General features: G+C 58.2%; 11 protein-coding genes. 3 read left to right on the top strand and 8 right to left on the bottom strand.

Annotated features, from left to right (window positions below):
- Nucleotides 1-75: 75 nt before the first annotated feature.
- A complete protein-coding gene (locus RUESEDTHA_RS03010; RefSeq protein WP_255431601.1) occupies nt 76-873 on the top strand; it encodes an IclR family transcriptional regulator in 798 nt (265 codons plus the stop codon).
- Here the strand turns inward: RUESEDTHA_RS03010 and RUESEDTHA_RS03005 are convergent.
- The gene (locus tag RUESEDTHA_RS03005) at nt 844-1,587 is read right to left on the bottom strand and encodes a rhomboid family intramembrane serine protease (RefSeq protein ID WP_180884236.1); all 744 of its coding nucleotides are present in this window, start codon (nt 1,585-1,587) and stop codon (nt 844-846) included. The two genes, RUESEDTHA_RS03010 and RUESEDTHA_RS03005, sit on opposite strands and share 30 nt — an antisense overlap.
- Before the next feature lie 42 nt (nt 1,588-1,629).
- Entirely contained in the window at nt 1,630-5,031 is a 3,402-nt protein-coding gene (gene putA, locus RUESEDTHA_RS03000; protein WP_180884234.1) for a bifunctional proline dehydrogenase/L-glutamate gamma-semialdehyde dehydrogenase PutA, read from the bottom strand.
- A 103-nt stretch (nt 5,032-5,134) separates the two neighbouring features.
- Between putA and RUESEDTHA_RS02995 the strand changes: the two genes are divergently transcribed.
- Nucleotides 5,135-5,611 carry an Lrp/AsnC family transcriptional regulator gene (locus RUESEDTHA_RS02995; RefSeq protein WP_180884232.1) on the top strand — a complete coding sequence of 159 codons (477 nt, stop codon included), beginning with the start codon at nt 5,135-5,137 and terminating at the stop codon, nt 5,609-5,611.
- 42 nt (nt 5,612-5,653) lie between these two features.
- Nucleotides 5,654-6,220, top strand: a complete 567-nt coding sequence (locus RUESEDTHA_RS02990; protein WP_180884230.1) for a tetratricopeptide repeat protein — start codon at nt 5,654-5,656, stop codon at nt 6,218-6,220.
- A gap of 45 nt (nt 6,221-6,265) precedes the next feature.
- Here the strand turns inward: RUESEDTHA_RS02990 and RUESEDTHA_RS02985 are convergent, their stop codons facing one another.
- From RUESEDTHA_RS02985 to RUESEDTHA_RS02960, 6 genes are all read right to left on the bottom strand, one after another.
- The gene (locus tag RUESEDTHA_RS02985; RefSeq protein ID WP_180884228.1) at nt 6,266-8,155 is read right to left on the bottom strand and encodes a PhoX family phosphatase; all 1,890 of its coding nucleotides are present in this window, start codon (nt 8,153-8,155) and stop codon (nt 6,266-6,268) included.
- 221 nt (nt 8,156-8,376) lie between these two features.
- Nucleotides 8,377-9,369 carry an ABC transporter ATP-binding protein gene (locus tag RUESEDTHA_RS02980; RefSeq protein WP_180884227.1) on the bottom strand — a complete coding sequence of 331 codons (993 nt, stop codon included), beginning with the start codon at nt 9,367-9,369 and terminating at the stop codon, nt 8,377-8,379.
- Complete coding sequence (locus RUESEDTHA_RS02975; RefSeq protein WP_180884225.1) at nt 9,366-10,400, bottom strand: Gfo/Idh/MocA family protein; 1,035 nt, start codon at nt 10,398-10,400, stop codon at nt 9,366-9,368. Before RUESEDTHA_RS02975 ends, RUESEDTHA_RS02980 begins: the two co-directional genes overlap by 4 nt.
- The gene (locus RUESEDTHA_RS02970) at nt 10,397-11,236 is read right to left on the bottom strand and encodes a carbohydrate ABC transporter permease (protein ID WP_170384640.1); all 840 of its coding nucleotides are present in this window, start codon (nt 11,234-11,236) and stop codon (nt 10,397-10,399) included. Before RUESEDTHA_RS02970 ends, RUESEDTHA_RS02975 begins: the two co-directional genes overlap by 4 nt.
- A 10-nt stretch (nt 11,237-11,246) precedes the next feature.
- Nucleotides 11,247-12,161 (bottom strand): carbohydrate ABC transporter permease, encoded by a 915-nt coding sequence (locus tag RUESEDTHA_RS02965; protein ID WP_171120388.1) that lies wholly within the window; start codon nt 12,159-12,161, stop codon nt 11,247-11,249.
- A gap of 65 nt (nt 12,162-12,226) precedes the next feature.
- The gene (locus tag RUESEDTHA_RS02960; RefSeq protein WP_180884223.1) at nt 12,227-13,480 is read right to left on the bottom strand and encodes an ABC transporter substrate-binding protein; all 1,254 of its coding nucleotides are present in this window, start codon (nt 13,478-13,480) and stop codon (nt 12,227-12,229) included.
- Nucleotides 13,481-13,497 lie beyond the last annotated feature (17 nt).

Raw genomic sequence — 13,497 nt, 5'->3', positions numbered from 1 at the left:
AAAAAATATCGGGCAAAGGAGGAAGGGAAATTGGGACAAGAGCCGCAAAAAAGACCACGGGGTCGACCGAAATCCATGTTCAAGGAAAGCTCGGCCGGGACCATGCAGTCTTTGGATCGGGCGTTGGGCGTTATGACCACGGTTGCGCGCATGGAGCGGGCCGCGCTGAGTGATCTGGCTAGAGAGATCGGGGTTCCCACAGCCACTACGCACCGTATTCTGGTCACGTTGCAAAAACACGGCTTCGTCAGCTTTGACGAAGAGCGTCAGGAGTGGGTGATTGGCATCGAGGCATACAGAACCGGCGCGTCTTTCCTGCGTAGAAACAGCGTGATCGAGATCGGACGACCCATCCTGCGGCGCTTGATGCAAGACAGCGGTGAGACGGCCAATCTGGCGGTTCCCGATGGGTTCGAGGTTGTGTTTGTTGGGCAGGTCGAAACCGGGAACCCCATCCGGGCGTTTTTTCCGCCGGGGGCCCGGACCCCGATGTATGCATCGGGAACTGGCAAGGCGATCCTGGCCGAACTGGGCGAGGCCGGGTTGACCAAAGCGCTGGGCTTGGGGGAACCTATTGCCTTTACCGAAAATACTTTGCTGCCGGGATCAAAGTTGCAGTCGGACTTGGTGCTGACGCGAAAGCGGGGCTGGTCGCATGATCGGGAAGAGCGCTATGAAGGCATGTCCTGCATTGGCGCGGCGATATTCAATGATCGCGCCGAACCCTGTGCCGGGATATCTGTGTCTGGCCCGACTGTGCGGTTCAAAGCGGACCGGGCGCCGGACTTGGGCGGCTTGGTTATGGCTGCTGCCCGGGAAATCACTGAACTAAGTGGCGGGCGTCTACCTGCGCGGAATGCGGGGGATGCGTGATTGCGAGAACTTATAGGTTTGCTCTGGGTGCGGCGGGTGGCCGTGTGTCCGGTTCCAGAATTTGACGCCACCGCGTCGCAACCATAACGGAATACTCAACACCAGCCCGACGAAGAAACCGCCTGTATGTGCCCAATATGCAATCCCCCCTTCGTCCGGGTTGCTGGAGAGGCTGCCCAGAAACTGCATGCCAAGCCAGACCCCAAGCATAACAAAAGCCGGAATGGTGAAGACGCGAATATAAATGATCAAGATCAACAGGATATCGACCTGCGCCTTGGGGAACAGCAGCAAATAGCCGCCCATCACTCCGGCAATCGCGCCCGATGCGCCGATAGTGGGGACCAATGAACCGGGGGCTGTCAGGACGTGGATCAGGCCAGCGCTGACTCCGGCAGCCAGATAGAACAGCAAAAAGGGCAGGTGGCCCATCTCATCTTCGAGGTTGTCGCCAAAGATCCACAGAAACAGCATGTTACCGATAAGGTGCATCCAGCTCCCGTGCAGGAACATTGATGTCACCAATGTATCAAACGCGAAACCATCGGTGATCCGCGCCGGTATCACGGCGTAATCATAGTAGATCTGGTTGATCAGTCGCGCGTCGTCCATGGCGCCTGCATAGCTGATGAAGATCAGGATATTCGCTGCCATTAGCAGGTAAACGACGAACGGAGTACGCCCCGAAGGGTTATGATCGCGGATGGGAAACATGGCGCGACGCTGGGCTTTCCTTAGCCCAGCGTCAAGGTCTGTTTAGGCCGCACCACCCAGCAGCGCCGCGTTACCCCCTGCGGCGGTTGTGTCGACGCAGACGTGGCGCTCGGCCAGTACTCGGGCCTTGTCCGGCAAGCCGGGGATTAGGGGCAGGATCGGACCAGTGCGGCGGGCCAGATGCCGTTCAATGTCTCGGGCGGTTGCTTCGTCCCCCCACCACAAAACGCCAGAGATACCTGTCGCATTTTCAAGCCGGTGCAGGTCGATTGTACCTGTGGCGCGGATTGCTGAACCGCCCAGTTCCTGTACTGCAGCCGCTTGTGTCTGAACAGCGGCCTCACCCGGCCCCAGACACAATAGAGGCGGGCGGGGGAACTCGCTGAGGCGGTTGGATTCTCCGGTCGGGCCGGGCAGGGAGCGGGTTTGAACTGATGCCGGTTCGCCATCGGGGGCAGGCATGTCGCCCATTGTTGCGTTCCACGTCCCGGCGCTGTTCTGGCGGTCGGGTGCGCAGAAACGGGGCATGTAGTTTGGACCGCCGGCTTTGGGGCCAGTCCCAGAAAGGCCTTCACCACCAAATGGTTGCGATCCGACAATCGCTCCAATCTGGTTACGGTTCACATAGATATTGCCCGCGTGAACGGCTTCGGTGATGTGCTGAACACGGTCGTCAATGCGCGTGTGCAGGCCAAAGGTCAGGCCGTATCCCGTGGCATTGATGTCAGCGATCACCTGATCAATCTCGGACGCCTTGAATCGCACGACATGCAGAACCGGGCCGAAAATTTCTCGTTCGAGCGCGGCAATGCCGGGGATTTCAATAAGCGTCGGTGCGACGAATGTGCCGTCGGGCGGCGTTGGCGTCTCTTTCAAGATGCGCCCGTCCCGACGGGCGGTTGCAACGTGATCCGTGATGACCTGCCGTGCATCGTTGTCGATAACAGGGCCGCAATCGGTTGAAATCAACCACGGGTCGCCAACTTGCAGGGCCTCCATCGCGCCCTTCAGCATCGTTAGCAGGTCGTCCGCTATGTCCTCTTGCACATAAAGGCACCGAAGGGCCGAGCAGCGCTGACCCGCCGATTGAAACGCGCTTTCGATGATGGATTGAACGGCTTGTTCGGGCAGGGCGGTGCTGTCCACTATCATGGCATTCAGCCCGCCGGTTTCCGCGATCAACGGGGTGCCGGGCCGCAGGTTTTCTGCCATTGCCTCGCGAATTTTCAGGGCCGTCGCGGTGGAGCCTGTAAAAGCCACGCCCGAAACCCGCGCATCCGAGGTCAGTGCCGCACCCACCATGGGACCACCCGGCAGCAATTGCAGAACACCCAGTGGCACACCTGCTTCATGCATCAACTGCACGGCGCGATGCGCGATCAACGGCGTTTGCGGGGCGGGTTTGGCCAGTACAGCGTTACCAGTGGCAAGCGCCGCAGCAATCTGGCCGGTGAAAATGGCCAGCGGAAAGTTCCACGGGCTGATGCATGTGAAGGTTCCAGCAGGCGCAAGATCAGGAATATTCGCAGCATAATACCGCAGGAAGTCGACGGCTTCACGCAGTTCAGCAACCGCATCCGGAAGCGATTTTCCAGCCTCACGGGCCAACAGCGCAAAAAGCTCGCCAAAATGGTCTTCATACAGGTCGGCAGCGGCGTTTAGGATGCGGGACCGCTCGGTCGCTGGCGATTGCCACGGCACCGCTGAGGCCAGTGCCAGTTCGACGTCTTCGGCGCTTGCTGGGGCGACAGCGCCGGGCCGATCCTGAGGTTGGGCCGGGTTGATGACAGGCTGGTCGTCCTTGGGCGTTGCATCCCCGGACAAAAGTGGCCGCGCGTACCAGTGATGTGCTCGGAAGCCATCGCGGGCGGCGTCGATCCGATCCAATGTGGGCGTGTGTTGCAAGTCAAACCCGCGCGAGTTCGGGCGTTCGGGCTGAAAAAGTTCAGGTCCGGTGGGCAGTGGCCGTGCCGGTTCGCGGACCTCGTTGAACGGGTCCGCGGCGACTTCTTCTGGCGGCACAGTCTCATCCACGATTTGGTTCACGAAAGATGAATTTGCACCGTTCTCCAACAGTCGACGCACCAGATATGCCAACAAGTCACGATGCGCACCGACCGGAGCGTAGATACGGCAGCGGGTAGAGTTCTGATCTTTGACCAACCCGTGCAGCGTTTCGCCCATCCCGTGCAGACGCTGGAATTCATAGGGTTGGTCCTTGGCCATATGCAGGATCGCGCTGACGGTATGGGCGTTGTGCGTGGCGAATTGCGGATAGATACGGTCGGTCATACCCAGCAATTTGCGCGCATTGGCGATATACGAGATGTCGGTTGCCGCCTTACGGGTGAAGACAGGGAAGCCGTCGACGCCTTCGACCTGCGCACGCTTGATCTCGGTATCCCAATAGGCCCCTTTGACCAGCCGGACCATTAACTTGCGATCGTGACGTTGGGCCATGTCATAAAGTGTGTCCAGAACAAGCCCGGCGCGCGGACCATATGCCTGAACCACAATCCCGAACCCGTCCCACCCGGCCAGGGCAGGCTCGGCCATGACCTCTTCGACCACTTGCAGCGACAGGGACAGGCGGTCGGCTTCTTCGGCATCTACGTTCAGGCCCATTCCGGCGGCTTTGGCCAGCAGGCAGAGCGCACGCAGGCGGGGCACAAGCTCATCCATCACGCGCTGTTCCTGCGCCAGTTCATAACGCGGGTGCAGCGCCGATAGCTTCACCGAAATTCCCGGATTGGCGCGTATGTCGTCATGGGTACAGGCATCGGAAATGGCCGCAATCGCGCGCGAATAGGATAGGTGATAGCGGGCGGCGTCGGCTTCGGTCCGGGCGGCCTCGCCCAGCATGTCGTAGGAATAGGTATAGCCTTTGGCTTCCATCCCCTTGGCGCGGTCCATTGCGGCTTGGATGGTTTCGCCCAGTACGAACTGACGGCCCATTTCTTTCATAGCCCGGCCTACGGCCGTGCGGATCACAGGCTCGCCCAATCGCTTGATTGCGCCGCGCAGGGCGCCGACTGGAGACAATTTGCCTTCATCCAGAACCTTACCCGTCAGCATCAAGGCCCACGTTGAGGCATTGACCAGCGAAGACGAAGATTGGCCAAGGTGTTTACCCCAATCGGATGGCGCAATCTTATCCTCGATCAACGCGTCGATCGTGTCGGCATCGGGGACACGCAACAGTGCTTCGGCCAGGCACATCAAGGCCACGCCTTCGTCAGTGGACAGGCCGTATTCGGCCAGAAATACCTCCATCATGCCGGGCGACGTGCTGGAGCGAATATCGCGCACCAACTGTGCGGCAGACGCGCAAATAGACTCGCGATCGGCTTGGGTAAGATCCGCCTGCGCAATCAGGTGATCCAAAATGGCTGACTGATCTGCATAGGTCTGACCGTCGATATGGGCGCGCAGGCTGTGTGACATGTATCCTCCGGGGCTTTTGACAAATATAGGGTCGATTTGGCAGGAGGATTGCCTTATTTATGCCAAATCCAAGGCGAATGACCTGAAATTTTGGAGTAATGCGGTGCAAAAGGACTTTCCGGGTCTTGATCGGTTCGATCAGTCAATTCTGACGATTCTGTCTGAGGATGGGCGTATCCCCATCGCTGACCTTGCGCGGCGGATCGGGTTGTCGAAATCGCCCACTCAAGCACGTGTGAAGAGACTTGAGGCTGATGGCATCATCACCGGATACCGCGCCCTGCTGGACCCGATCCGCCTTGGTCTGGACCACGTGGCCTTTGTCGAGGTGCGCCTGACCGACACCCGTGAAAAGGCATTGGCCGAGTTCAATGCGGCCGTGCGCAAAGTGGCCGAGATTGAGCAAGCCCATATGATTGCATCGAATTTCGACTACCTTCTGAAAATCCGCACCGGTTCGATGTCCGAGTATCGGGCCGTTCTGGCCGAGAAAATTTCTTCGTTACCCCACGTGGCCAGCACCTCGACCTTTGTCGCGATGGAGGCGGTCAAGGAAACCAGCGTCTCGGGCACGTTCTGAGGGCCGGGTTGACGAAAGCCGCGCGAGCGTCACCATTGCTGTATGAAACAGCTTGCCCTTACCTTTGCCTTTATTGCTGCAACCTCACTTGCCGCTTTTGCCGATGATTGCCCGATGGCACCTGATCATTCCGTCGGAGTAACCGGAATAATCTCGCAGATACAACAGGCTGAAAATGAACAGGCCGCCCGCGCGCTGTCCAATCAATTGTGGGAGTACTGGACGGATGCACCTGACGAAACTGCTCAGGCAGTTCTGGACCGGGGTATGACGCGTCGGAACGCATGGGATTTGTTGGGCGCGATCGAGGATTTCGACAAGCTGATCGAATACTGCCCGTCCTACGCCGAGGGATATAACCAGCGTGCCTTTGCCCATTATCTTAGGCAGGATTTTCAGGCTGCATTGCCCGATCTGGACCGGGCGATTGAGCTGTCACCGAACCACGTCGCCGCGATCAGCGGTCGTGCGTTGACATTACTTGGTCTTCAGCGAACGGACGAAGCGCGCAAAGCTCTGCAGCAGGCTTTGGAATTGAACCCGTGGCTGTCCGAGCGTCACCTGATGGCCCCCGGCGGGCCGTTGGCTTTGCCGGGCGAAGATATCTGACAGCGCCCAAATCGCATCTGCAAGAGAGCGCTGCCAAAAGGTGTCTTAACCGACCAAACCGTTGTCAGTTCGCTTGATGGCGATGATCGAGGATCGTGGCGTGCCGCCATCGGGCCAATTGCTGCCGGGGTGCTGGATGCCTACAAACATTGTCCGCAGGTCGGTTGACCACGCAAGGCCCGTAACTTCGCACCCTTTCGGACCTGTCATAAAGCGCGCGATCTCTCCGGTGATCGGGTCACCAACAAGCATCTGGTTGTTCCCGTTTCCGGCAAAGTCCTCGGCGTTGTTGTCATTGCCGTCTGTCTGAATCCAGATCAGTCCGGTTGTGTCGATGACCATACCATCCGGCGAATTGAACAGGTTGCCTTCATTGACATTAGGCGACCCGGCATAGGCATCCGTATGCACGGTTGGGTTGCCGGCCATGACGTAGAGATCCCAGTCGAATGTATCTGCTGCGTGGTCGTCGTTGCTTGGGCGCCAACGCACGATCTGACCGTATTTGTTGGTCTCACGCGGGTTAGGTCCATTGATCGACGTATCGTCACCACCGGCGTTTGGCTTGATACCTCGGTTCTTGTTGTTGGTCAGGCAGCAATATGCCTCGACCGCAACCGGGCTGGAGGCAACCCATTCCGGGCGGTCCATGGTCGTGGCACCCACTTTCGAGGCTGCGAGACGCGTGAAGATCGAAATCTCTGCGGCGTTCATGTCTGTTGTTTCGGGCGTCAAAGGCAGCCATTCGCCCGACAGGTCGTCGTCGAATTTGGCTGCGTATAATGTGCCGTCGTTCAGCAGGCTCTCGGTCTCGCCGCCCGGCTGATAGGTGCCGTTCGAGACGAACTTGTACAGGTACTCGCCCCGCTCATCGTCGCCCATGTAGACGACCACACGGCCATCCGCAGCCAGAGTGACCTCGGCATTTTCGTGCTTGAAGCGGCCCAGACCGGTATGCTTGACAGGCGTGCTGTCGGGTTTGGTCGGGTCGATTTCCACGATCCAGCCCGCGCGGTGGGGTTCATTCGGGTTTTTCGACGTGTCGAAACGTGGATCAAACAGTTCGTAGCCGTTCCAGCTTTTGGCTTTGACGCCATAGCGCGCATATCCGTCCACGATCGGTTGATCATAAACGGCGGTTTCATCGGATGACCCGAAATAGCCGTTAAAATTTTCTTCGCAGGTCAGGTAAGTGCCCCACGGCGTTTTGCCTGCACCACAATTGTTCATGGTGCCCAGCGACGCCGTGCCAGTTGGGTCGGCCTTGGTTTTCAGCAGGTCGTGACCGGCAGCGGGACCCACGATTTTCATAGGCGTATTGTGGTGGATACGGCGATTGAACGGGCTGTCCTTTACAACAGACCATTCGTCCTCAATTTCCTTGACCTCCATCACCGTAACGCCTTGAATATTTTGAATTTTCAGAACGTCTCCCGCGTTGGCGGGAACACCTTCCTGCGCGGTGGGAAGGTTGATGCCGTTGTTTGGAAATTCATGGTTGATCGCGATCAGTTCGTGACCCTTGAATGAAAAGGTCTCCATCCCGTCGGTGTTTTCACCAAAAATACGGTCCGATTTTTCAACCGGGCCACCATTGGCGATGTCATAGCCATCCGCGTCCGAAAACAGCGGGTCGCCCCAGCGCATCAGCACCTTCCAGTCATACCCTTCGGGCACATGGACGGTTCCGTCGGTCTGCGCCGGAATAGGGGTGAAGGCAAAGCGCGAAGTTTCGGCCGCCAGCGCAGAAGTCGACCCCATCAGACCCGCGCCCATTGCGGACGCGCCTGAGCCGAACGCCAGAACGCCACCCAGAAACCCACGGCGAGAGATGGCGCTTTCGACAACGCGGTCAAATTCGTTTTCCTCGGGGCGGGGAAAGTGCAGTTCGTCCCAATCGTCTGCAGAGAGAGACATGCGATCAGCGTCTTTCATGGGGTGGCTCCTGGCTGTAAATGGATAGCTATGAAACGGACTTAGTACCCCATTGTGACAGTGGAATAACGACCCTGCAAATGTGTCTGTCCAGTCTTCTGTCAGGCCGACATTGCCAGATATATATGTCCCACCACGCCGTAATTCCAACCAAAGCGCCGCAATTTAGAGCTTTGGTGCTTGTTCGGGCGCTTCAGGTTTTTCGGTGTTGATAGGCGCCCCTAGCGCAAACGCTGCCCATTGGTGTCAAACCGATATGCTTTGTCGGCGGTATAGGCGAATCGCAGTTCCTCGCCTTCGCTGATTGCGTGCTGGCCGAACAAGCGCGCGGTGACGGAATGGTCGTTGACCTTGGCTATGACGTTTGTATCACCGCCCAGCTTTTCGACATGGCTGACGCGCGCTGTCAGCGGACCGTCATCCGCCAGAAACAGGTCCTCTGGCCGAATGCCGATGGTGTTTTGACCTTCGCCTAACAACCCCTCGGGCAAGAAATTCATTGACGGCGACCCAAGGAACCCGGCGACGAACTGGTTGGCAGGGTTGTTGTACAACTCCATCGGAGTGCCGATCTGCTCAACCCGCCCGTCACGCAGCACGACGATCTTGTCGGCCAGCGTCATTGCCTCGGTCTGATCATGGGTGACATAGATCATCGAAGCATCAAGCGCGCGGTGCAGGTTTGCGATCTCGATCCGGGTGTTCATCCGCAGGGCGGCGTCCAGATTGGAAAGGGGTTCATCGAACAGGAACAGTTTCGGCTCGCGCACAATGGCGCGCCCGATGGCGACGCGCTGCCTTTGACCGCCGGACAGTTCCGAGGGGTAGCGATCCAGATAATCCTCAAGGTTCAGCATCCGGCTGGCGGTGGCGACGCGCTCTTCGATCACGGCTTTGGACTGCTTTTCCTGTTTCAAAGCCAGTGTCATGTTTCCGCGCACGTTCAGATGGGGGTAGAGCGCATAGCTTTGAAATACCATCGCGATCCCCCGTTTCGACGGCGGCACCAGATTGACGGTTTGCCCGTCGATATTGATCTCGCCCGAGGACGCATCTTCCAACCCCGCGATCACGCGCAGCAGGGTGGACTTGCCGCAGCCCGAGGGGCCGACGAAGACGACGAACTCACCTTCCTCGACCTCAAGCGAGATGTCTTTCAGGACATGTACCTCGCCAAAGGATTTGTTCACATTAGTCAGGGTCAGAGCGGTCATGTCGTAGGCTCCTTGAGCGAAACGGGCTGGCCGGTGCGAATGCTTTCATCGGCAGCCAGACAAATGGCAAGGGATTGGACGGCGTCATTCATATGGCGCGTCAGGTCGATATCGTCAGTGATGGCACGCAGCATAAAGGCTTGTTCGGCGTCACACAGTTCCTGATGACCGGGTTCATCCGGCATCTCGACGGTACGGTCGCCGCCCGGAGTGTGGATCAGCAGGCCACCAACTTTGGTGTGCCCGTCGATATCCGCTGAGGCGCCCTTGTTGCCGTCGGTGATCGAGACCGAGCCGTTGGGCGAGACGATGTCCTTCACGAAAAACGCGGTCTCGGACATCATCGGGCCCCATCCGGCCTCGTACCAGCCGACCGAGCCGTCGTCGAAGATCACCTGAAACTGGCCGTAATTATACATGTCCTCGGCGATCTCCTCAGACAGGCGCAGGCCCATGCCATGCACACGGACTGGCCGCGCGTCGGTGATCTGGCACATGACATCTACATAATGCACACCGCAATCCACGATGGGCGAGGTGGTCTGCATCAGCGCCTTATGCGTTTCCCACTCCGCCCCCGAGGATTGCTGGTTCAGGTTCAGGCGGAACACGTAAGGTCCGCCCAAATCCCGTGCTTCGGAGATCAAGCGCATCCACGAAGGATGGTGGCGGAGGATATAGCCGATCACCAGTTTACGGTTCAGGCGGGTGGCGGTTTCGACAACACGCTTTGCATCGGCGACATTGGTGGCCAGCGGTTTTTCCACAAAGACATGCGCGCCTGCCTCCATCGCGGCGCAGGCGAAATCGGCGTGGCTGTCGGAATAGGTGGCGACGACCACCAGATCAGGTTTGGTCTCGGCCAGCGCGGTTTGGAAATCCGAATAGGCGGGGTATTGGCCCAGTTCGGGGTGATCCACATGGCCTGAGCGGTTTACCAGCCCCACGATCTGCGCGTCGGGGTGGTTGTGATGGGCCAGCGCGTGGCTGAGGCCCATATTCCCAAGGCCAGCGATCAGAACTTTGGTCATTTGACAGCTCCTGAAGTGATGCCACGGATCAATTGGCGCGAGAAAATGACATAGAGGATCAGCACCGGCAGGATCGCCATGGACAGCGCCGACAGAACCGCGTTCCAGTCAGTAACGAACTGGCCGATGAAGACCTGACTGCCCAGTGTGAGCGTTTTGGTCTCTTCAGCCGGGGCAAGGATCAGCGGGAACCACAGATCATTCCAGATCGGGATCATGTTGAACACAGCCACGGTCGCCATCGCAGGTCGGACCAAAGGCAGCACCAGCCGGAAGAAAATCGTGTATTCCGACAGCCCGTCGATGCGCCCTGCGTTTTTCAGATCATCACTGACCTGCCGCATGAACTCGGACAGGATGAACACCGCCAGCGGTAACCCCTGCGCCGTGTAGACCAGTATCAGCGCCCACAACGTGTTCACCAACCCGGTCGCCACCATCATCTCAAGGATCGCCACGGTGCCGATGCGGATCGGGATCATGATCCCCAGCGCCAGATACAGCCCCATCACAAGGTTTCCCTTGAATTGGTATTCCGACAGCGCATAAGCCGCCATCGCGCCGAACAGCAGAATAAAGAACAGCGACGCCACTGTGACGATCATCGAGTTCTGGAAATAGAGGAAGAAATCCCCCTGCTTCATCACTGTCTCATACCCGATCATCGAAAAACTATCGGCATTCGGCAGCGCCAGTGGTTCCCGGAAGATCGCGCGGCGGGATTTGAAGCTGTTGATCAGGATTACAAAGACCGGGAACAGGGCGATCAGCGTATAGAGGATCAGCGCCCCGTGCATTGCGGCGGTGTTGATCGGGTTATGGCGTGCTTTGTTCATTTTAGCCCCCTCACATCTGGTACCGGCGCATCCGGGTCTGGATGCCGAAGAGGTAAATACAGACGCCCACAAGGATGATCGCGAACATGGCCCCAGCGATGGCCGACCCCATATGCGGATCGCCTAGTTGCAACTGGAAACCAAAGAAGGTGCGGTACATGAAGGTGCCCAGAATATCGGTCGAGAAATCCGGCCCCGCCAGCGCGCCTTGGGCGGCATAGATCAGGTCGAACGCGTTGAAGTTCCCCACGAAAGTCAGGATCGAGATGATCCCGATCGACGGCAGGATCAGCGGCAGCTTGATCTTCCAAAAGGCCGAGGCCCCGGTGATGCCGTCAATCTCTCCGGCCTCAAGGATTTCCTCGGGGATGGTCAGCAGGGCGGCATAGATCAGCATCATCGGGATGCCCACAAATTGCCAGACCGAGATCAGCGCCAGTGTGGTCAGGGCGTATTCCTCTTTCCCCAACCACGGTGCGAACAGGGATTTCAGGCCCACCGCGTCCAACATCGAAGGTGCGATGCCCCAGATGGGCGACAGGATCAGTTTCCACGCAAAGCCAACGATCACAAAACTTAGGATCGTCGGTATGAAAATTGCCGACCGGTACAGCGCCGAGAAGCGCAGGCGTGGATGGCTGAGCAGCGCCGCCAGTGCGATCCCGATGGGGTTCTGGACCAACATATGGATCAGGAAGAACCAGAAATTGTTGCCCAGGGCGTTCCAGAATTGCTCGGACCAGATCGGATCGAAAAACAGGGTTTGAAAGTTCTGCAATCCAACGAACACACGGCTTTGATCAATCTCTGTATACAGCGCCAGACGCAGCGTGTTGAACAGCGGGAAGATCATCACCGCCGTATAAACCAGCACGGCAGGTGCCAGAAATACAACGATATGCCAGCGGAAGCGGGGGCGGTTCATGGATCAGCTTTCAAAGGAGTAAAGGGTGTACCCGGGCGAACAGTTCCGCCCGGGTATGTGTCAGCTTACTGATGCGGTGCGTACCACGAGGCCAGACCCTCTTGCAGCCGTGCACCTGCATCGGCGGGGCTTTCCGCGCCTTTTACGACCTGAGCCGCAGCGTTCCAGGTTTCGTTCTCAAGGTTCGGCGTGCCGCGCGACAGAATCTGGTAGGTTGACCGGATTGTCGAGCCGCAGTCATTCCGCCAGCTTACAAATTCCTGCGCCAGCGGATCTTCCATCGCGATGTCATGGCTCGACAGCGAGAAGAAGCCCGGCAGAGCGTTGGCATAGATCGTGGCGAATTCAGACGTGCCCATCCAGTCAAGGAAGGTGCGCGCTGCTTCGGCATTCTCCGACGCTGCGTTCAGACCCATCGCAATATCCGTGTGGTCAGAGATATAGCATTCGTCGCCCGCGTTGCGGACCGGTGGCTTGAACGCGCCCATTTCGAAATCGGCCTGTGCGTTGAAGCCCGAAATCTCCCACGAACCGGCCGGATAAATCGCGGCGCGTCCAAGGGTAAAGATGTTCTGGCTGTCGGGGTAGGTCTGTGCCTCAAACCCGTCGCCCAGATAATCCTTCCAACGTGCAATGGTCTCATACGGCGCGACCCACTGCGGATCGGTCAAGGACTGCTCGCCCGAAATCAGAGCCAAGCGGCCTTCTTCGCCCTTCCAGTAGTTGGGGCCGATATTCTGGTAGCCCATCGTGGCGGCTTCCCACTGGTCGTTGGTCCCCATCGCCATAGGAATATAGGTCCCGTCTTCCTTGAACTTTTCCAAAGCGGCAAAGAACTCGTCTTCTGTTGTGGGGACGTCGACGCCCAGTTCCGCAAAAGCGTCCTTGTTGTAGATGAACCCGTGGATCACCGATGCCATCGGCACGCAGAACGTTGCAGAGCCGTCATCGTTCTGCCACGCGGATTTCGCTACATCCGAAAAATTGTCCATCGCACCCAGATCGCTCAGATCCGCCAGGTTTCCGTTTTCAAACAGCAAAAGCGACGTGTCGAAGGGGCGGCAGGTAATGAGATCGCCCGCAGAGCCAGCTTCCAGTTTTGCGTTCAAAACCGCGTTGTATTCCGCGGGGGCAGAGGGCGTGAAGTTCACCTTGATGCCCGGATTGGCGGCTTCGAATGCCGGGATAATTTTTTCCTGCCACAGCGTCAGGTCGTCGTTGCGCCAGCTTTCGATGGTCAGCGTCACGTCCTCGGCCAAGGCCGAGGTGGCCATAAGCGTTGTGCCCAATAGGGCAAGTTTCAGGCTTTTGCGTTTCATTGTATTCTCCCAGTTGG

It is taken from the genome of Ruegeria sp. THAF57 (assembly GCF_903914075.1).
Taxonomy (GTDB): Bacteria; Pseudomonadota; Alphaproteobacteria; order Rhodobacterales; family Rhodobacteraceae; genus Ruegeria.
The sequence above is the reverse complement of the archived record's forward strand: the minus strand, read 5'-3'. Positions and strand labels throughout refer to the sequence as shown.